The organism is Microbacterium ginsengiterrae, from assembly GCF_014205075.1.
Classification (GTDB): domain Bacteria; phylum Actinomycetota; class Actinomycetes; order Actinomycetales; family Microbacteriaceae; genus Microbacterium; species Microbacterium ginsengiterrae.
This window is the reverse complement of record NZ_JACHMU010000001.1, coordinates 1,059,923-1,078,987: the sequence shown is the minus strand read 5'-3', so window position 1 is coordinate 1,078,987 and position 19,065 is coordinate 1,059,923. Positions and strand designations below refer to the sequence as shown.

21 protein-coding genes and 1 tRNA gene are annotated in these 19,065 nt (G+C 67.8%); 14 read left to right on the top strand and 8 right to left on the bottom strand.

Translation table 11 applies throughout. The features are described from left to right. The first annotated feature begins 138 nt into the window (after positions 1–138). The 9 genes from HD600_RS05375 to menC all read left to right on the top strand — a co-directional run bounded on the left by HD600_RS05375 (position 139) and on the right by menC (position 9,126). Entirely contained in the window at positions 139–1,035 is an 897-nt protein-coding gene (locus HD600_RS05375) for an amino acid ABC transporter permease (protein ID WP_184282078.1), read from the top strand. Next, positions 1,032–1,823, top strand: a complete 792-nt coding sequence (locus HD600_RS05370; RefSeq protein ID WP_241731626.1) for an amino acid ABC transporter ATP-binding protein — start codon at positions 1,032–1,034, stop codon at positions 1,821–1,823. The genes HD600_RS05375 and HD600_RS05370 overlap by 4 nt, the downstream gene beginning before the upstream one ends. A gap of 76 nt (positions 1,824–1,899) precedes the next feature. Then, positions 1,900–2,802 (top strand): transporter substrate-binding domain-containing protein, encoded by a 903-nt coding sequence (locus HD600_RS05365; RefSeq protein ID WP_184282076.1) that lies wholly within the window; start codon positions 1,900–1,902, stop codon positions 2,800–2,802. Between the two features lie 14 nt (positions 2,803–2,816). Continuing rightward, a complete protein-coding gene (locus HD600_RS05360; protein ID WP_184282074.1) occupies positions 2,817–3,611 on the top strand; it encodes an SDR family NAD(P)-dependent oxidoreductase in 795 nt (264 codons plus the stop codon). Further along, on the top strand, positions 3,608–4,456 hold the full coding sequence (locus HD600_RS05355) for a polysaccharide deacetylase family protein (RefSeq protein ID WP_184282072.1): 849 nt from the start codon (positions 3,608–3,610) through the stop codon (positions 4,454–4,456). The genes HD600_RS05360 and HD600_RS05355 overlap by 4 nt, the downstream gene beginning before the upstream one ends. After that, positions 4,453–4,908: a GlcG/HbpS family heme-binding protein gene (locus HD600_RS05350; protein WP_184282070.1), complete on the top strand. Its 456-nt coding sequence runs from the start codon at positions 4,453–4,455 to the stop codon at positions 4,906–4,908. Before HD600_RS05355 ends, HD600_RS05350 begins: the two co-directional genes overlap by 4 nt. Further along, a complete protein-coding gene (locus HD600_RS05345) occupies positions 4,905–7,067 on the top strand; it encodes a malate synthase G (protein ID WP_184282068.1) in 2,163 nt (720 codons plus the stop codon). The genes HD600_RS05350 and HD600_RS05345 overlap by 4 nt, the downstream gene beginning before the upstream one ends. 164 nt (positions 7,068–7,231) lie before the next feature. After that, positions 7,232–8,017 carry a GNAT family N-acetyltransferase gene (locus HD600_RS05340; protein WP_184282066.1) on the top strand — a complete coding sequence of 262 codons (786 nt, stop codon included), beginning with the start codon at positions 7,232–7,234 and terminating at the stop codon, positions 8,015–8,017. After that, a complete protein-coding gene (menC, locus tag HD600_RS05335) occupies positions 8,014–9,126 on the top strand; it encodes an o-succinylbenzoate synthase (RefSeq protein ID WP_184282064.1) in 1,113 nt (370 codons plus the stop codon). The genes HD600_RS05340 and menC overlap by 4 nt, the downstream gene beginning before the upstream one ends. A 52-nt stretch (positions 9,127–9,178) precedes the next feature. Here menC and HD600_RS05330 read toward each other — a convergent pair whose 3' ends face one another. Further along, positions 9,179–9,889 carry an alpha/beta fold hydrolase gene (locus tag HD600_RS05330; protein WP_184282062.1) on the bottom strand — a complete coding sequence of 237 codons (711 nt, stop codon included), beginning with the start codon at positions 9,887–9,889 and terminating at the stop codon, positions 9,179–9,181. A gap of 149 nt (positions 9,890–10,038) precedes the next feature. Between HD600_RS05330 and HD600_RS05325 the strand changes: the two genes are divergently transcribed. After that, entirely contained in the window at positions 10,039–10,698 is a 660-nt protein-coding gene (locus tag HD600_RS05325; protein WP_184282060.1) for a GntR family transcriptional regulator, read from the top strand. On the opposite strand, the gene HD600_RS05320 is transcribed toward HD600_RS05325, so the two are convergent. The 6 genes from HD600_RS05320 to HD600_RS05295 form a co-directional block, all read right to left on the bottom strand. Beyond that, the gene (locus HD600_RS05320; RefSeq protein ID WP_184282058.1) at positions 10,687–11,142 is read right to left on the bottom strand and encodes a GNAT family N-acetyltransferase; all 456 of its coding nucleotides are present in this window, start codon (positions 11,140–11,142) and stop codon (positions 10,687–10,689) included. The genes HD600_RS05325 and HD600_RS05320 overlap by 12 nt on opposite strands. 21 nt (positions 11,143–11,163) lie before the next feature. Continuing rightward, entirely contained in the window at positions 11,164–11,670 is a 507-nt protein-coding gene (locus tag HD600_RS05315; protein WP_184282056.1) for a DUF3253 domain-containing protein, read from the bottom strand. Positions 11,671–11,723: 53 nt separating this feature from the next. After that, positions 11,724–12,098, bottom strand: a complete 375-nt coding sequence (locus HD600_RS05310; RefSeq protein WP_184282054.1) for a hypothetical protein — start codon at positions 12,096–12,098, stop codon at positions 11,724–11,726. Between the two features lie 58 nt (positions 12,099–12,156). Next, a complete protein-coding gene (locus HD600_RS05305; RefSeq protein WP_184282052.1) occupies positions 12,157–14,511 on the bottom strand; it encodes a glycoside hydrolase family 65 protein in 2,355 nt (784 codons plus the stop codon). Next, entirely contained in the window at positions 14,508–15,467 is a 960-nt protein-coding gene (locus tag HD600_RS05300; RefSeq protein ID WP_184282050.1) for a TIGR03885 family FMN-dependent LLM class oxidoreductase, read from the bottom strand. Before HD600_RS05300 ends, HD600_RS05305 begins: the two co-directional genes overlap by 4 nt. Positions 15,468–15,712: 245 nt before the next feature. Continuing rightward, positions 15,713–15,786, bottom strand: a tRNA-Gly gene (locus HD600_RS05295). A gap of 100 nt (positions 15,787–15,886) precedes the next feature. On the opposite strand from HD600_RS05295, the gene HD600_RS05290 reads away from it, so the two are divergent. The 3 genes from HD600_RS05290 to HD600_RS05280 are packed head-to-tail and all read left to right on the top strand — an operon-like array spanning position 15,887 to position 17,693. After that, on the top strand, positions 15,887–16,567 hold the full coding sequence (locus tag HD600_RS05290) for a GAP family protein (RefSeq protein WP_184282048.1): 681 nt from the start codon (positions 15,887–15,889) through the stop codon (positions 16,565–16,567). Positions 16,568–16,576: 9 nt separating this feature from the next. Beyond that, entirely contained in the window at positions 16,577–17,182 is a 606-nt protein-coding gene (gene dcd / locus HD600_RS05285) for a dCTP deaminase (protein ID WP_184282046.1), read from the top strand. 43 nt (positions 17,183–17,225) lie between these two features. Continuing rightward, positions 17,226–17,693 (top strand): hypothetical protein, encoded by a 468-nt coding sequence (locus tag HD600_RS05280; RefSeq protein ID WP_184282044.1) that lies wholly within the window; start codon positions 17,226–17,228, stop codon positions 17,691–17,693. Between the two features lie 81 nt (positions 17,694–17,774). Here the strand turns inward: HD600_RS05280 and HD600_RS05275 are convergent, their stop codons facing one another. After that, the gene (locus HD600_RS05275) at positions 17,775–18,428 is read right to left on the bottom strand and encodes a hypothetical protein (RefSeq protein WP_184282042.1); all 654 of its coding nucleotides are present in this window, start codon (positions 18,426–18,428) and stop codon (positions 17,775–17,777) included. A gap of 88 nt (positions 18,429–18,516) precedes the next feature. Between HD600_RS05275 and HD600_RS05270 the strand changes: the two genes are divergently transcribed. After that, a complete protein-coding gene (locus tag HD600_RS05270; RefSeq protein ID WP_338402149.1) occupies positions 18,517–19,059 on the top strand; it encodes a MarR family winged helix-turn-helix transcriptional regulator in 543 nt (180 codons plus the stop codon). Positions 19,060–19,065 lie beyond the last annotated feature (6 nt).

Genomic DNA, 19,065 nt, shown 5'->3' with positions numbered 1-19,065 from the left:
CCATCGAGGCGACACTATCCGCCCGGTTCGCGGGTTGTCTGCCGACTGGCGAATAGTTTACACACAGGAAATATTTGTTGCACGGATGAAACATTCTTCCCCTACGATCAACTCCAAGCCAGAGTCGAAAGGGATTCGATGAGCCGTGTAACCCCAGTCTCCGTCGCGGAATCGCCGCCCGGCGTCGTCCTCCGCGACCGCAGAGCGTTTGGTCGCGGTCTGATCTCCGCGGTCGTGATCATGTTCCTCGTGGGCGTCGGGTACGCCTTCGCCACGAGCAACATCCAGTGGTCGTTCGTGGCCGATTACTTCTTCAGCCCGCGCATCCTCGATGGACTCGCCGCCACGCTCATGCTTTGGGTGGTGTCCCTCATCCTGGGCGTCGGCATCGGGTTCATCGTCGCGATGATGCAGGTCGCGGGGCCGCGTGTGCTGCGAGCGGCCGCATCCGCGTTCGTCTGGTTCTTCCGCGGCGTCCCTGTGTACGTCCAGTTCCTCGTGTGGTTCAACATCGCCATCGTCTTCCCGATGATCTGGGTTCCCGGTCGCGGAGAGGTCTCCACCGTCGAGCTGGTCACGCCCTTCGTCGCCTCCACTCTCGCGCTGGCGCTCAGTGAAGCGGCGTATCTCGCCGAGATCTTCCGCGGCGGCATCATGTCGGTCGACAAGGGCCAGCGGGACGCGAGCAGGGCCCTCGGAATCCATGCGCCGCGCGCGATGATGTTCATCGTGCTGCCCCAGGCGATGCGCAGCATCCTCCCGCCTGCCGGGAACGAGGCGATCACCCTGCTGAAGACGACCTCGCTCGCTGCGGCGATCGGGTACACCGAGTTGCTGACGACCAGTCAGACCATCTACTACAACACCGGCCGGGTGATGGAGCTGCTCATTGTGGCCTCGATCTGGTACCTGGCGGTGACATCGGTGCTGAGCATCGGACAGCACTTCATCGAGGCGAAGTACTCGTTCACGGGCAAGGCTGGCAGGACGGTGGGGCGCCGCACGCCCGCCGCAGGCGCGATGGCAGGTGCATGATGAACGAGATCCTGCGCGATCACGACGGCGTCGTCCTCGAGGCCGTCGGAGTGAGCAAGTCCTTCCACGGGGCCCAGGTGCTCACAGAGGTCGATCTGCGCTGTCGTGCGGGTGAGACAGTCGCCATCATCGGCCCATCCGGGTCGGGGAAGAGCACGCTGCTTCGCTGCCTCAACCACCTCGAACAGCCCTCTGCCGGGTACGTCCGGTTCCATGACGAGATCGTCGGCTACGGCCGGCGTGGCGACGTATACGTCGAGCTGAGCGAGCGCAGGCTCGTCCTCCAGCGTCGAAAGCTCGGCATGGTCTTCCAGCGCTTCAACCTCTTCGGGAACATGACGGCGCTGGAGAACGTCGCCTTTGCCCTGCGCCATACCCAGCGCATCGGTGCGGCACGGGCCACGGCCGAGGCGCGCGACGCGCTCGCCGGAGTCGGGCTGTCCCACCGATTCGATCACTACCCCTCGCAGCTCTCCGGCGGAGAGCAGCAGCGCGTCGCGATCGCTCGCGCGCTGGTGCTCAAACCGGAGGTGATGCTCTTCGACGAGCCGACCTCGGCACTGGACCCCGAGCTCGTCGGTGAAGTACTCGCTGTCATCCGAGAGCTCTCCGAGTCCGGCATGACGATGGTTCTCGTCACGCACGAGATGGCGTTCGCCCGTCAGGTCGCCGACCGCATCGTCTTCATGGAGTCGGGCGCGGTCGTCGCCGAAGGTACGACCGAGGCCATCCTCGGCGCCGAGGCGCCCGAGCGCATCCGACGATTCGTCGGCCAACACGCCCTCTGACTCGCAGGCACGTCCCGCGAACACTCCGCCCTCACCCGAAAACCCGAACCGCTCACACCCCGAACCAAGGAGAATCATGACCCGTCACCACTCCCGCGCCCTCGCCGCCGTCGTGGGGATCGCTGCCCTCGCCCTCGCCGGCTGCGCATCCACCGACAGCGCCGCAGTGCCCGCCGGAGACGATCAGGAGATCGCCTACCCGGAGATCCACGCGCTCCTCCCCGACGAGATCGCCGAGCGCGGATACATCACGAACATGACCCAGATCCCCAACGCGCCCCTCGAGTTCGAGGATGCGGATGGCACCCTCAGCGGGATCGATCCCGAACTCATGGATGCGGTCAGCGAGGTGCTTGGCGTGGAGATCCGCACCGAGACGACCGCAGACTTCGCCGCGCTCCTCCCGTCGCTGGACAGTGGCCGAACGGACATCGTGTTCTCTGCTGTGCTCTCGACCGATGAGCGCCGTGCCGCGGGCTACTCGTTCGTCGACTACTTCCAGTCGTACACGACCTTCATGGTGCGAGCGGACGACGCCGAGGAGATCGCCTCGTTCGGAGACCTGTGCGGCCGTACCGTGACGGCCAACAAGGGGACCCAGTACCCCGAACTGGCGGAGAAGGTCTCGGAAGACCACTGCGTCGCGGAAGGCCTGGATCCGATCGACGTGCTGCCGCTGGACCAGATCCCCCAGCAGGTCACGCAGCTGCAGCAGGGCCGCTCGGACGCGCTCATCATGGGGGTCGAGTACGAGGCGTACGAGATGTCGAAGGCCGAAGGCGAGTTCGCCCTCCTCGATGAGCAGCTCGACCCAACAAAGTACGGGATCGTCGCGCTCGCCGAGAACGAGCAGCTCCTCCAGGCCATCGCCGCTGCGCTGACCGAGCTCGAGTCGCAGGGCGTCTACCAGGACATTCTCGAGGGCTGGAACCTTGGTGGCAGCGCGGTCGAGTCCTTCGAGCTCCGGGCCGCCGAGTGACCGAGGTTCCCCCGATGGCCGGTTCGCTCCCGGTGTACCCCGACCTGAGAGGGCGCGTCGTCGTCCTCTCAGGCGGGTCCACCGGGATCGGCCGGGCCGCCGCCGAACAATTCCTCGCTCAGGGATGCCGCGTCGTCAACATCGATGTCGCCGAGGCGGATGGCGCGGAATTCCCCACCATCCGGTGCGACGTGCGCGATGAGCACGCAGTCATGGATGCGCTCGATCAGGTGATCGCCGAGCACGGGGGTCTGGACGTCGTGTTCGCCAACGCCGGCATTACCTGGGCCAAGACGGTCTCGGAGACCTCGACGGCTGAACTTGAGGGCGTCCTCGCCGTCAATCTTGTCGGCGTCTACAACCTCGTCCGTCACGGGTACTTGCGCATGCGCGCCCGTGACATCCGTGGATCGATCGTGCTCACCGCCTCGCCGCACGCCTGGCGCACGACGGCCGATCTCAGCGCGTATGCGATCTCCAAAGCCGGCGTCCTCGCACTGTCGAACGCACTCGCGATCGAGGGCGGACCGCACGGAATTCGGGTCAATGCCGTCTCGCCCGGGGCTGTGGACACCCCGATCCTCCGCCGCGAGGCGCAGACGACCGGTGACGAAGAAGGCGCGCTGCGCCGCTGGGGAGCCGTTCGTCCCGCCGGTCGTGTCGGACTGCCGGGCGAGATCGCCGCGGCAGCGCTCTTCCTGGCCTCCGACGCCGCTTCCTTCGTGACGGGCTCCAACATGGTCGTCGACGGCGGCATGTCGGCGTATCTGGGTGGGGCGATGTCCGTGACCGAGGAGGAGGCATCGTGACCCTGCGACTGCCCGATGGGGCAGCGGTGGCCGTCGCGATCACGGTGGACTTCGACGGCGAATCGCTTTGGCTCGCCAAAGGCCGTGAACAGGACGAGACGACCATGTCGAAGGGGCGCTATTGCGGAGAGGTCGCAGCTCCGCGTCTTCTCGCGCTCTTCAACCGGCTGGGGATCTCCACGAGCTGGGGGATGCCGGTGCATACGTACCGGACCTGGCCGGAACTCGCACTGCGGATCGCCCGTGACCACGAGGTGTTCTGCCACGGGGTCTGCCACGAGTCGCTCGCCGGCCTCAGTCTGGAGGCCGAGCGGGATCTTCTCCGGCGCCAGGTCGATGCCTACGAGGGGATGTTCGGATCACGGCCCAAGGGCTACCGGGCGCCCGGTGGACCGACCACACCGCACACGCTTGACCTGCTCGACGAGTTCGGATTCGAGTGGGACAGCTCTCTGGCCGGCGGTGATGTGCACCCCTACCGCCCGCGCCGCGTTCTCGAACGGCACCCGGAGCGTGGCACCCGCTACGGGGCGCGCCACGATGTCCTCGAGTTCAGCACCACCGTCGACCAGGAGGACTGGTTCTCGTTCGAGTTCGAGTTCGGGGGCAATCCTGGCATGGCGGATCCCGATCTCGTCCTCAAACGTTGGCAGAGCATGATCGACTGGGCGGCCAGAGAGGAGCCGGGCGGGGCGGTCGCGATCACCCTGCACCCGCAGTCGATCGGGCGGCCGCACAGATTCGAGATGCTCGAGCGGTTCCTCGGCGCAATGCAGGCCCGTTCGGACATCTGGATCGCGTCGATGACGCAGATCGCAGCAACATGGCAAGGAGAGACGGAATGACCGGATCGTCACACAGCGGCGGCGCAGCCCCCCACTACGCTCAGCAGACCGTGTCCTACGACACCGCTGCGCGCGCGGTGGCAGCGGTGATCGCGGCTGGGCAGCTCGCCGGTCTGCGCCTCGTCGCGTATGTCGCGGATCCCGCCATGGAACCCGTGGCATACGGGCGCGCCGACGGTGCGACCCCGCACAGCCGCGAGACCAGCCGGCGCAAGGCGATGACGGCGGCCTCGACCCGGCGGCCGACCGCCCTGCTCGCACCGGAGCTGGCGACCGCGCTGGAGCACGGGAGCGGCGGCATTCTCACCAGCATCCACGGCGGAGTCCCGCTGGTCTTCGACGGGATGCACGTGGGTGGTCTCGGGGTGGCAGGCGGGCGCCCGGATCAGGATGCCGAGATCGCGGCGCAGGTGCTGACCGAGATCGGCGCCGACCCGGTGGCGACGGCATGAGCGGGCGGATCCGTGTCGAGGGCCTCGACATCGCAGCACCTCTGTTCGACTTCGTGACCGAGAGCCTGCCGGGGACCGGCATCGACGCGGACGCCTTCTGGCGAGGCGTGCGCGCGATCATCGAGGATCTGTCCGAGCGGAATCGCACACTGATCGCTCGACGCGTCGAACTGCAAGCGCAGATCGACGCGTACCACCGGTCTTCTCCGGGCCAGCCCGAGCCGGCGCACTACCGGAAATTCCTCGAAGAGATCGGGTACCTCGTGCCGGAGCCGGCGGAGTTCGAGGTCTCGACGCCGGACGTCGATCGCGAGATCGCGGAGATGGCCGGACCGCAACTCGTCGTCCCGCTGTTGAACGCACGGTTCGCCGTCAACGCGGTCAACGCACGATGGGGATCGCTCTACGACGCGCTCTACGGCACGGATGCGGTGTCGGAGCAAGGGGAGCTGCAGCGGGGTGCCCGATACAACGCTGCCAGGGGTGCGGAGGTCATACGGATCGGGCATGAGTTCCTCGATCGCACCGTGCCGCTTCTCTCGTCGTCGCACGCGGCCGTCGACGGGTACCTGGTGCGCGACGGCGCCGTGGTGGCGCGCAGCGGAGATGCTCGCGACGGTCTGGAGGACGTCGCGCAGTTCGTGGGATTCCGCGGAGCTGCAGAGGCTCCGGAGTCCCTTTTCTTCGTGCATCACGGCCTTCACGTCGAAGTCGTGATCGATGGGTCCCACCCCGTCGGGCGAACCCATCCGGCGGGCGTGCGGGACATCGTCCTCGAGTCTGCCGTGACGACCATCATGGATCTGGAGGACTCGGTCGCCGCGGTCGACGTGCACGACAAGGTGCTCGGCTACCGCAACTGGCGAGACCTCATGCGCGGCACGCTGACTGCCGAGGTGACCAAGGCAGGGCGGACCTTCACCCGTGCCGTGAATCCGGATCGAGAGTGCACCGCCCCGGACGGTGGCATGGTCCACCTACCCGGGAGGTCTTTGCTACTGGTGCGCAACGTCGGTCATCTGATGACCACGGATGCGGTGATCGATGCTCACGGAGCCCCGGTACCGGAGGGCATCCTCGATGCGGTGATGACCACACTCGGAGCTCTCGAGGATCTGCGGGATGACGGCCGGGCGCGCAATTCACGGACACGATCTCTGTACATCGTCAAGCCGAAGATGCACGGGCCGGAGGAAGTCGCGTTGTCCGTCGAGCTCTTCCGCAGCGTGGAGGAGCTATTCGGGCTGCCGGAGAACACGATCAAGATCGGCATCATGGACGAGGAACGGCGGACCTCGCTCAATCTCCGTGCCTGTCTCTGGGAGGCGCGTTCTCGCGTGGCCTTTATCAACACCGGATTCCTCGACCGCACCGGCGACGACATCCACACCTCCATGTGCGCCGGCCCTGTAGTGCCGAAGTCACGCATGAAGGAACAGCCCTTCATGCGTGCGTATGAGAAGTCAAACGTCCAGGCGGGACTGCGAGCGGGAATGTCCGGGCGGGCTCAGATCGGCAAGGGGATGTGGGCGATGCCCGATCTCATGATGGACATGCTCGAGCAGAAGTCCGCCCACGTGCGGTCCGGCGCCACCACGGCGTGGGTGCCGTCGCCGACGGCGGCGACGTTGCACGCGCTTCACTATCACGAGCTGGACGCGCATGAGATCCAAGCCCGACTGCGGTCGGCTGACCGCATCGATCGCAGCGAGATGCTGATCCTGCCGCTCGCCGAAGCACCCTTGAGCGCGGAGGCGGTGGCCACCGAGCTCGACAACAACGTCCAGTCGATCCTCGGCTACGTCGTGCGCTGGGTGGATCAGGGCGTCGGCTGCTCCAAGGTGCCCGACATCCACGGTGTCGCGCTGATGGAGGATCGCGCGACCCTGCGCATCTCCAGTCAGCTGCTCGCGAACTGGCTCCTCCACGGTGTGATCAGCGCGGACGATGTCGAAGCGAGCATGCGACGACTCTCGGCCGTGGTCGACAGGCAGAACGTCGGCGATCCGTCCTACGAGCCGTTGCTCGGCGCGGAGGGCGGCGGGCTGGCCTTCGAGGCTGCACGCCGGCTCATCCTCGAAGGTGCAGCGCAACCCAACGGGTACACGGAACCGATTCTTCACGAGATGCGGAGGAGGAAGAAGGAGGAGGCGGGCTGAGCGCCGCCGGCGGTCCATCCATCTCGCAGAATCACCTGAATCTCGCAGAGACTCCTGGTATCCCTGCGAGATCCGGGCAGATCTGCGAGGTGTGCGGCCCGCCGCGCGCTCTACAGTGGGCGCAGGGGCTCTGCCGCGGCCCCACGAAAGGGCAGGTGCAACGGATGCAGGATCCCATCGTCGAGCGTGCGATCCGCGACGCCGAACGTGCTGCGTCGGCGGCCGGGGTGCGGGTTCGAGAGCTCGATGACGTGGACGCCCAAGCGCAGGCCATCGCGCTGCTCGCCGACATCTGGGGGCGCGCCCCCGAGAACCCCGTCGTACCGCCGGAGCTGCTGCGCGCGCTCGGCAAGGCGGGCGGGTACGTGGGCGGGGCCTTCGCCGGTGCGGAGCCCGTCGGTGTCGGCATCGCCTTCCACGGCGATCCCGATCGACGTGCGTTGCACAGTCATGTCACCGGGGTCGCGTCGGGCATGATCGGCCGATCCGTGGGCTTCGCGCTGAAGCAGCATCAGCGCGCCTGGGCGCTGAGCCGCCGCCTCGACGTCATCGAGTGGACGTTCGACCCGCTGGTCGCGCGCAATGCCCGTTTCAACATCGAGAAGCTCGGCGCAGAGCCGACCGAGTACCTGACGAACTTCTACGGGGAGATCCGAGACGGCGTCAACGGCGGTGACGAGACGGACCGGCTGCTGGTGACCTGGCGCCTGCGGGATGAGACCGTCGTCGAGCGCGCGGGAGCGCCGACGCCGACCCCGCGGCGGGAGGACGACGTGTGCGTTCCCGTGCCGTCCGGCATCGCGCATATCCGTCGTGAGGATCCGTCCGCAGCGCGGGCGTGGCGCGAGCAGGTGCGCGAACGACTCGCCGCCCTGATGGGTTCGGGGCACCGCATCGTCGGATTCGATCGTGCGGACGGGTACGTGCTCCGCAGGGAGGAGAGACCATGAAGCTCGAAGGGATCGAACTGCGCAGGGTGGCCATGCCGCTCGTGTCTCCGTTCCGAACATCGTTCGGCACGCAGACGACGAAGGACATCCTCCTCGTCCGTGCGGTGGTGGACGGCGTGGACGGCTGGGGTGAGTGTGTCACCCTGCCCGACCCGGTGTATTCCGCGGAGTACACCGACGGTGCCGTCGACGTTCTGCGCGGTCACCTCGTTCCCGCGCTCTCCGGGGTCGATCTCGCCGGCGCGCACATGGTCTCGGAGGTCCTCGCGCCGATCAAGGGGCATCGGATGGCGAAGGCCGCAGTCGAGATGGCGGTGCTGGATGCGGAGCTGCGCGCGCAGGGGCGACCGTTCGCGCGTGAGCTGGGGGCCGTGCGCACCCGCGTGCCGTGCGGTGTCTCCGTCGGGATCATGGACGAGATCCCGCGGCTGCTCGACGCGGTGGACGCGTACCTCTCGGAGGGCTACGCGCGGATCAAGCTGAAGATCGAGCCGGGGTGGGACGTCGACGTGGTGCGCGCAGTGCGCGAGCGATTCGGCGATGACCTCGCTCTGCAGGTCGACGCCAACACCGCCTACACGCTCCGAGACGCGCAGCATCTCGCGCGACTCGACGAGTTCGGTCTGTTGCTCATCGAGCAGCCGCTGGACGAGGAGGACCTGTTGGGTCACGCCGACCTCGCACGGATGCTGTCCACTCCGATCTGTCTCGACGAATCGATCACGTCGGCGCACACCGCGGCGCAGGCGATCCGGCTCGGCGCGACGAGCGTCATCAACATCAAGCCGGGCCGCGTCGGGGGCTACCTGGAGGCGCGGCGGATCCATGACCTCGCGGCGGCGCAGGGAGTGCCGGTGTGGTGCGGCGGCATGGTCGAGTCGGGGCTGGGCAGGGCGGCGAACATCGCGCTCGCGGCTCTGCCGGGATTCGTCCTCCCCGGCGACGTGTCTGTCAGCGACCGCTTCTACCGCACCGACCTCACGGAGCCGTTCGTCATGCGCGACGGCCACCTCGACGTGCCGCAGGCTCCTGGGCTCGGCGTTGCGCCGCTGCCCGATGTCCTGCAGGAGGTCACGACCTGGACCGAGTGGATCCCGATGGGCGAGTAGACGACGCTGGCCCGCGCGAACGAACATGAGCGCGCGGGCCGACGGTCGGTGGTCAGGAGGCGTTGACGAGGGCCTTCTCCGCTGCTGTGACGATGACATCGGCGACGAGCGCCGACTGCGAGATGTACGCGGCGTGACTGCCGGGCACGGTGGTGATCGGCGCGCCCATGCGCTCTGCCATGGACCGCAGCATCTCAGGATCGAAAGCGTTGTCCGCGGTGCCGTACACGGCCCAGCTGGGCTTCGTCCGCCACGCCGCCTCGGAGACCGGGGCTCCGAACACGGACATGTTGATGGGTACCTGCGTGTCGCGCAGGAAGGCGGCATCCTCGTCCGAGAGGTCGTCGGCGAACGCGACCTTGAAGCCGTCACGGGTGAGGAATCCGTAGCCCTGCTCGTCGACGTCGATCACGAAGTCCGGCGTGGGGGCGAATCCCTCGTACTGCTTCGACGTCGTCTCGCCGGAGTCGGGGGAGATGCCGGCGACGTAGACGAGGCCGGCGACGTCGGGGTGAGTGCCGGCCTCGGTGATGACTGTGCCGCCCCAGGAGTGACCGACGAGGATCGTCGGGCCGTCCTGCTGGTCGAGCACGCGGGTCGTCGCCGCGACGTCGTCCTCGAGTGAGGTGAGCGGGTTCTGCACGATCGAGACGCGATACCCCCGGTCGGTGAGGTTGTCGTACACGCCGCGCCAGCCGGATCCGTCGGCGAAGGCGCCGTGGACGAGCACGACATTCTTGACTGTCTGGTCGGTGATGTTCATGATGCCCTTTCGTTCGTCCTCCGCCGGGAAGGTCCGGGAAGGTTCCTGGTCGACCGGTGTCGATTGTGATGTGCAACATATTGCATGCCACAATCTATTCCCACGCTCGGCGATTTGCCCGGAGGGGCTTTTCGTGCGCAACATGTTGCATGCCGATTCCCCGCGATGATGCCGCCCGCGTCGGGCGCTCGCTCCTCCGAGACGACGTGTACACGCGGCTCCGCGACGCGATCGTCGACTACACCTTCGAGCCGGGGGAGCAGTTGAGGGACGTCGAATTGGCAGAGTGGCTCGGCGTGAGCCGGACACCGATCCGGGAGGCTCTCCTGCGACTGGCGGCGAGTGGGCTCGTCGTCACGAAACCGGGGCGCTCGACGACGGTCGCCGAGATCGATGAGCAGGCGGCCGGCGATGCGCGTGATGTGATCGCCGCGATGCATGCACTGGCCGCTCGGACGGCGGCCGGCCGGCTTTCGCAGGAGCAGGTCGAGGGAATGAGGGATGCGAACCGTCGCTTCGCGGATGCGGTCGCCGCCGGCGATACGGATGACGCGAACGCGGCCGACGATGAGCTGCACCGCATCCCCATCGTCGCCTCAGGGAATCGCGCCGCCGCGGCCGTGATCGATCAGTACGACCCCCTCGTGCGTCGCATGGAGCGTCGCCGTTTCGGTGGTGACGGCACACGCTCCGTCGGGCTGCACGATCGCCTCATCGAGCACCTCGCCGCAGGTGAGTCCGAGCGGGCGGCAGAGGTGGCCTTCGAGATCTGGCACACGTTGCCGTCGGGTGACGGCTCAGAGGACTGACGTCTCCCGGACCATCGGGATGTGCGGGATGCCGTCCTCCTGGTACGACGCGCCGGCGCGGACGAAGCCGAATCTGCCGTACCAGTCCTCGAGGTGCAGTTGCGCGTCGAGGTGGATGGGCGCGCTCGGCGCCTGCTCGCGGCAGCGCTCGACGGCCGCATCCATCAGTCGAGCAGCATGACCCTGCCCCCTGGCCCATTCGGCCGTGGCCACACGACCGATGCGCATCGCCGAAACATCATCGCGGAGGACGCGCAGGGTCGCGGCCACCGCCCCGTCCTGCACGCTCCACATCAATTCCGCATCCGGTTCGATGTCCCGCCCGTCGAGTTCCGGATAGGCGGCCTGCTGTTCGACCACGAACACACTCACCCGCAGCCAGAGGATGCGGTACAGCGTGACCGGATCGATCTCGGAGACTCTGGCGCGGTGGATCTCTGGCATCCCTCGACCGTATCGCGCGGTCTACTCCGACGGATCCTCAGCCGGTGCCAGCGAGATCCGCACGGGGCCGCGAGCCTGCGCGATGTCGACGGCCTCACCCTTCTGCGTCACGACGACGACGCCATCGGCGGCCATCTGGGCCACCGTGGAGCGGACCGTCGGCATCGCCGATCTCCAGCGCTCACCGGAGCCGCCGACGACGCGTGCGACATCGCTCGGACAGATCGACCGCCCGGCGCGCTTGGAGAGCAGCGCGCGCGTCGTCGCGATGATCCGAGTGGCGAGTTCCTCATCGGTGGGGTCCTCCCACCACGGGTACCCGCGCTCGCCGAGGGCGTGCTTGGCGTCGCTCACGCGCGGCCGTGCGGTGTCGCCGTCCGTCCGCACCGCGCGTCGAGCGGCCATCAGCTCATCGACGAGTTCCTGCCGAAGGGTGTCGGGGATGTCAGGATCGGTCGCCCGCCAGCGGCGTCTGTCGACCACGATGTGATGACCGTCCGGGGTGCGTTCGGTGCTCTCGTCGCTCATCCCTCCACGCTATGGTCCGCTCTCGGCGGGCCCAAGGGGTTGACGAGCTGGTCTCATTCGGCATCCGACGCGCCGGTCAGAGCCGCCGCGATCCGGTCGCGCAGACCTTCCGGGTGGTCGACCGAGAGGTACAGGTGCGTGAACTCGAGTCCCGGCCTCAGCCTGATCGCGAGGACGGGGCCGGGGCCGCGGTAGTTCCAGAAGTTCACGTCCCCCTGCGATCGGAACGTCCCGCAGATCTTGAAACCGACGTCGGTCCCCAGAGTCCGGATGCCGCGCTTGAGGTCGCTCTTGGGTGTGAGTGCGACCGAATCGACCGCATCGATGGGCAGGGTGATCTCACGACGGAAGCACCAGAGCGCGTCGAGTCCCCGGGGGCGGACGGACAGGTGCTCAGCATCGACTTCGACATCGTTGCGGTTGGGCATGGACGGCGATTCTACCGGTGGCTGTGAGAGGCGAGGAGAGCATTCAGTCGCACGTCCCTCACGAACCATCGGTTTCGAACGCGGAGCGGGGAGCGCGGTGCCTGGGCTGTTGAGGCCGCGATCTCGGGACGGGCGGCGACGGTGTCTGCGCGGTGACTTCGTCGGTGCCCACGGTGATCGCCTGGTCGAAGTGCAGGAGTTTCAGCGGCTCATCGCCGCTGTATCGGTAGGTCGTCTCGGACGCCGACACGTCCAGCCGAAGGGTCTCTCCGTGGACGCGGATGCCGAATCCGAGCCGTGTGAGCCTGGGTGGGAGGCGCGGAGCGAATCGCAATCCGTCCGCCGTGTCGCGCATGCCGCCGAACCCGGCGACGATCACGGTCCACACGCCGGCGAGCGCGGCGACGTGAAGCCCCTCGTGCGTATTCCCGTGGGCGTCATCGAGGTCGATCGTGGCCACCTCGGCGAGGTAGTCGTAGGCCAGTTCGAGCTGGTGGACCTCGGCGGCGATCACGGCCTGAGGGGCGGCGGACAGAGAGGAGTCGCGGACGGTCAGCGCCTCGTAGTACTCGAAGTTCCGGATCTTCTGCTCCGGCGTGAATGCCTCATGCGCGAAGTGCATGGCGAGTACGAGGTCGGCCTGCTTCAGCACCTGCTTCCGATACAGGTCGAAGTACGGGAAATGGTCGTGAAGCAGGTACTGGTCGATCCCGGTCGCGTCGAAGTCCCATCGCTCGAGCTGCGTGTAGCCCGCGGACTGGGGGTGGATGCCGAGGTCCGCATCGAACGGGATGTGCATGGCCGCGGCGGTGGCCGTCCACTCGTCGATCTCGTCGGCGCCGACGCCGAGATCCTCGCACCGCTCCGGATGTCTGCGCGCCGCGTCGGCCGCGGCGCGCAGATTGAGCTGAGCCATCAGGTTGGTGAAGACGTTGTCGTTCGCGATGGCCGAGTACTCGTCCGGGCCGGTCACCCCGTCAATGTGGAAGGTGCCATCCGCATCCCGGCGCCCCAGCGACACCCAGAGTCGGGCTGTCTCGACGAGGATCTCGAGTCCGTACTCGCGCTCGAACTCGACGTCACCGGTCGCCCGCACATAGTGAAGCACGGCGGCGGCGATGTCGGCGTTGATGTGGAACGCCGCCGTGCTCGCCGGCCAGTAGCCCGAGCTCTCCCGGCCGTCGATCGTGCGCCATGCGAAAGCGGCTCCGGCGAGATGGAGCTGCGCTGCACGATCTCGGGCGTGCGGCAGGGTCGAGTGTCGCCAAAGGAGCGCCTGCCGTGCGGCATCCGGAGCCGTCGACGTCAGCACCGGGAGGACGAAGGCCTCGAAGTCCCAGAACGTGTGTCCTTCGTAACCGGCGCCGGTGAGGCCCTTGCCGGGAACAGAGCGCAGTTCGGCGCGTGCCGCCGACTGGAACACCTGGAACAGGGCGTAGCGGACGGCCTGTTGCAACCGAGGCTCGCCCTCCACGATGACGTCGGCACAGCGCCAGTAGTCGTCGAGTACCTCCCTCTGCTCCGCGAGGAGCCGATCCCAGCCGTCCGCCATGGCAGCAGTCACGGCCGTCTCAGCTCGTGCCCGCACTGTCGCCGACGCCCTGCTCTCCTCGAAATCGTGTCCCACATACTTCACGATCACGAGGCGCTCGCCCGGATCGAGTCGGGCACGGATCGTCGTCCTCGCCCCATCGTCCTCGGCTTCGGTCACGAGACGATATCCAGGGGCGTCGACCTCGTGATCCATGGTCGTGGCGACGGCGAGACCGCTGCGCCTGGTGCGGTGCAGCAGGGTCGCCCGGGAGCCGACCGCGTCGGTCTCCACCGTCACGAGCGGGCGGGTGAGCAGATCCTGCACCCGAGGGTCATCGTGCTCGACGGGCACGGGCTCGTTCGCCAGCAGCTCCGAGATCACTGTGATGTCCACCGCATGCTCCACGGCCTCGACGCTGTAGCGGACCGCGGCGATGGCACGGCGGCTGAGCGACACGACCCTGGTGGACTCCACTCGGACCCGGCGCCCGGTGGGGCTGGTCCACTCGAAGCTCCGATGCAGGGTGCCATCGCGCAGATCGAGCCGGCGATCATGTGAGGACAGCTCGCCCGTCTCGATGTCGAACGGCTCGTCGTCGACGAGCATCCGGATGATCTGGCCGTTCTGCACGTTGATGACGCTCTGCCCGACCTCCGGGTACCCGTATGCGTCTTCGGCGTAGGGCATCGGATGCTCTTCGAAGACGCCGTTGAGGTAGCTTCCCGCCACCCCACGAGGGTCGCCCTCATCGAGGTTTCCTCGCCAGCCCAGATGACCGTTCGACAGTCCGAACACCGACTCCTCGTGGGCGAGGCTCTCCGGCCGAACATCGGAGATGCTGACCGTCCACGGGTCGACGTCGAACCGCGCCTTCGTCACAGGATGCTCCGGAGCCGGGGGAGCAGTTCGGCTCCGCAGCGTTCGAGGAAGTCCGCCTGGTCCAGCCCGACATGATGCAAGTAGATGTGGTCGTACCCCTGAGCGACCGCCGCGATGCGGTCCGCGAGCTCGCGCGGGTCGTCGGAGATCAGCACTCCCTTTTCGAGCGCATCGTCGGATGGCACGATGGCCGCCTCGAAACCCTCCGGAGTCTCGACATCCCACATCGTCACGTCCTGCGCCATGGTCTGCGACCACTGCTCGCGCGCGACGGCAAGCGCGTCGTGACGGCTGGGCTGGAGACTCAGGTGGATCTGCAGGCGAGCCTGACCGCGACCGCCGGCGCCTCGATACCGTCGGAGGGCCTCTGCGGTCTCCTGCTCCTGGCACCCGACGGTGATCAGACCGTCCGACCAGCCCGCGACCCATGCCGCCGTGTCGGCGCTGACGGCTGCGCCGATCAACGGCACGGGATGCTCGGGCAGCGTCCATATGCGCGCGTCATGGATGCGGACGAGGCCCTCGCTGTCGACACGCTGCCCGTCCAGGAGGGCACGGATCCCGTCGACGCTCTCACGCAGGCGGCGCTGACGCACCGGCTTCTCCGGCCACGGGTCACCCGTCACGTGCTCGTTGAGATTCTCTCCGCTGCCGAGCGCCACCCAGAACCGCTGAGGGAACATCTCCGCGAGAGTGGCGATGGCCTGTGCGATCACCACCGGGTGGTACCTCTGGCCGGGCGCGTTGACGAGCCCGAACGGAATACTGGTGAGCGCCATGGCGGCACCGAGCCAGCTCCATGCGAACCCCGAGTGCCCCTGGGCAGTCGTCCACGGCGCGAGATGGTCGGAGCACATCACCTCGTCGAAGCCGACCCCCTCCGCGAGCCGGACTGCCGAGAGCAGCTCGCTCGGTGGATGCTGCTCGTGCGATGCGTGATATCCGATGGAGACCATCCGGCATCCTTCCCGCGGCGTACCGGCGCCGCCGTCGTGTGAGTCGGTCCAGAGACGAAGCTAGTCGTCGACCGACTTCGAGCAACCGGGGTTGCGCCCAGCACGAGTGGCGGGTATCCGGGAGGCGAATCGCGGGGCATCGGGTGGATGCGACGGTCGTGATGCGACGGGCGGATGCGAGCGGCACCTGCCGGAATCCGGTGCCGGATCAGTTCCGAATGCCTGGATCGGCTCCGGAATCCATGTGGAGGGGCTGACGGGAATCGAACCCGCGCTGTCTGCTTGGGAAGCAGAAGTTCTACCATTGAACTACAGCCCCGTGGCCTTGCGGCGCTCGGCAAGCATAACAAATGCTTCGCTGCCGTCGCGCCGGTGCGGTGTCCGGGGTGGTGCGCCGCGACAGCGGGAGCGGAGGCGTGATGGGTACGATCATCGGCGAGATCCTGCCGTTCATGATCGGCATCGCGATCAGCCCCGTGCCGATCATCGTCGTCATCCTCACCCTGCTGAGTCCTCGTGCGCGCCGCAGCGGACCCGGTTTCCTCATCGGATGGATGGTCGGGATCCTGGTGGTCCTGCTCGTCCTCATGCTGCTGTCCTCGGTCCTGCCCTCCTCCCAGGAGAGTGACGGTCCGCACCTGTGGCAGGGGGCGATCAGATTGGTGCTCGGTGGTCTGCTGCTGTGGCTGGCGGTGAAGCAGTGGCGCAAGCGGCCTCGGGGTGAGGAGGCGCCGGAGGTGCCGGGGTGGATGGCCAAGGTCGACTCCTGCGGCTTCGGTGGCGGCATCCGACTCGGCCTTGTCCTCTCGATCGCCAACCCGAAGAACGTGATCCTCACGGTGAGTGTCGCCGTCGATCTCGGGACGGGAGATCTGACGCCGGGGCGCATCGCGATCGTCATCGTCATCTTCGCTCTGCTCGCCTCGTCCACCGTGCTCATCCCGGTACTGGCGCATCTGATCGCCGCCGACCGACTGAAGGGTCCGCTGTCTGCGCTGCACACCTGGCTCCTCCGCGAGAATCACGTCATCATGACCGTGCTGCTGGTCGTTCTCGGCTTCGCCGTCATCGGGCGAGGGATCGGCGCCGTCTGGCCGTAGGCTGATCCCGTGCTTCTCAGCGATCGCGACATCAGAGCAGAACTCGCCGCCGGCCGGATCGGCCTGAGCCCGCATGACCCGGACATGATCCAGCCGTCGAGCATCGACGTGCGCCTCGATCGGTACTTCCGTCTGTTCGACAACCACAAGTACCCGTTCATCGACCCGGCGGAGGATCAGCCGGAGCTCACGCGTCTCATCGAGGTGAAACCCGACGAACCGTTCATCCTGCACCCGGGAGAGTTCGCCCTTGGCGCGACGTTCGAGCAGGTCAGCCTCGCCGACGACATCGCCGCGCGCCTCGAGGGCAAGTCGTCCCTCGGCCGGCTCGGCCTCATCACGCACTCCACGGCCGGCTTCATCGACCCCGGTTTCACCGGACACGTGACGCTCGAGCTCGCGAACGTCGCCACGCTGCCGATCAAACTGTGGCCAGGGATGAAGATCGGGCAGCTCTGCTTCTTCCGCCTCACCTCCGCGGCGGAGAACCCCTACGGTTCCGGTCCCTACGGCAACCGTTACCAGGGCCAGCGTGGCCCGACGGCATCCCGTTCCTTCCAGAACTTCCACCGCACGGATGTCGGCGTCATCGACGCCGGATCGGTCGGCGGCTGACGCGGGCCGTGACTCGCGGCGCACGCGCACGTAGTATCGAGGCGTGACCGGCGACGACACCGAGAACGATCCAGGCCATCCGGCGGATGATGCAGCCCCGGCCCCGACGACGGATGCCGGTGCGGCAGCCGTCGGATTGACGGCGGAGGAGCAGGCGGTACCGGACTTCGACGTCCCGGAGCCGCCGTCCTTCGGCGGCGCATCCGCCGATCTCCCAGTGCCCGACGAGGTCGCGGCGGAGCCCATGATCCCGCCGCCGCCCGTCTTCGACGACGCGGTCGGAACCGGAGCGCCCGACACCCCGCGCCCCGTGAGCCGGGCGGCCCAGCGGGCGCAGAACGAGCAGCCGACCGCGCCGGCGGTGTCGTACATCGACGTCCCCTCGCAGGAGATGCCGGGGTCCGCCGACGGCAACAGCTATCGCGGCTGGACGGTGGCCATCTACGCCGGGCTCACCGTACTGTTCCTTGGCGCGGTCGGTCTCATGGTGTTCCTCGGACTCGGCGGCTGAGAACGACGAAGTGGCCGTCCCGCGGGTGCGAAACGGCCACTTCTCGTATCGGAGCGACGGCGCTGCGCCAGCAGGCCGAGCTCAGTTCTCGGCTCGCCCCCGGCTGAAGCCCGCGTCGAAGCCGCGCTCGTAGGCGCCCTGCGCGAAACGTGCGCGGCCGTGGTGGGCGTGCACGTGGCCGCGCGGCCCGAAGGCCTGCTCGGGGTGGGCGCAGTGCGCCTGGTCGGAGCCGTGCGCGTGCGGGTGATGACCGAACGAGCGGGGACCGAATCCGTGGCGACGGGCGCCGTGCGGCCGGCCGTGCCCCCGTCCGCGTCCACGCGGAAGAGGAGTGCCCTCCTCCCAGCCGAAGGCGCGGGTGAGCTGCTCGAGGGTCGACATCGTCGTCGCGAGATCTTCGGCAGGGACCGCGTCGGTCACCTTGGCGCGGATCCCGTCGACGACGGCGGCGAGGCGTTCCTTGCCGTCGCGGCCCTCATCGGTGAGGGTCCACGTGCCATCGGTATCCGTCACCCAACCGATGTCGAGAAGGCGGCGCAGCTTGTGGGGGGAGAGGGGGCGGGGCCCGTCTGCGGCCACCGTTTCGTCGATGCGGTTCAGCAGCCGCCAGTCCCGACGCGTGAGACCGAACGATTCGAAGGCGGCTGCGAACTCCGCAGCCATCAGCCGGTCGACGGCCTTGAGCCAGAAGCCGAAGGGGCGCGTGGAGTCATGTGTGTCGTGTGTGGTGTTCATGGGGAAGTCCTTTACTTGTCACTGTGCATGTATATGTAGTGTGACATGCGATGTAGAAGCATGTCAAATCGCATGTAAAATCGTCGGTGTGAGCAACGAGACTCCTGACCCTGCCGAAGCCATCGCGCGCGCCCTGTCCCGTCTGCGCGCTCGGCGGATGCCGGGCGGTGCGCACGCGCATGGCCCGCACGGACACGGGCACGGCGGTCCGCACGGTGAGCACGGGCAGCCGCACGGTCACCGCGGCGGCTTCGGCGCCCCGCCGTGGATGGGCGGCCCGGGCCCTGGTTCGCGGCTCGGTGGCCCCGCATGGATCCGGATGCTCGACGCCCTCGCGACGGCATCCGAGCCCCTCAGCGTCAGCGCGGTGGGGGAGGCGATCGGCGTCGATCAGCCGCGTGCATCCCGGTTGGTCCAGCAGGGCGTGCAGCGCGGGCTCGTCGTCCGGGAGGCGGATCCGTCCGACGCCCGCCGCACTCGCATCGCCCTGACCGACGAGGGGCGGCGCATCGCGCAGGGCATGCGCGGCGAGCGGCGCCAGGCACTGTCGAAGGCGCTGGAGTCCTTCACGGACGAAGAGGCCCGCGAACTGGCCCGCCTGCTGAGCAAGCTCGCCGACAACTGGGGGTGAGCGCGG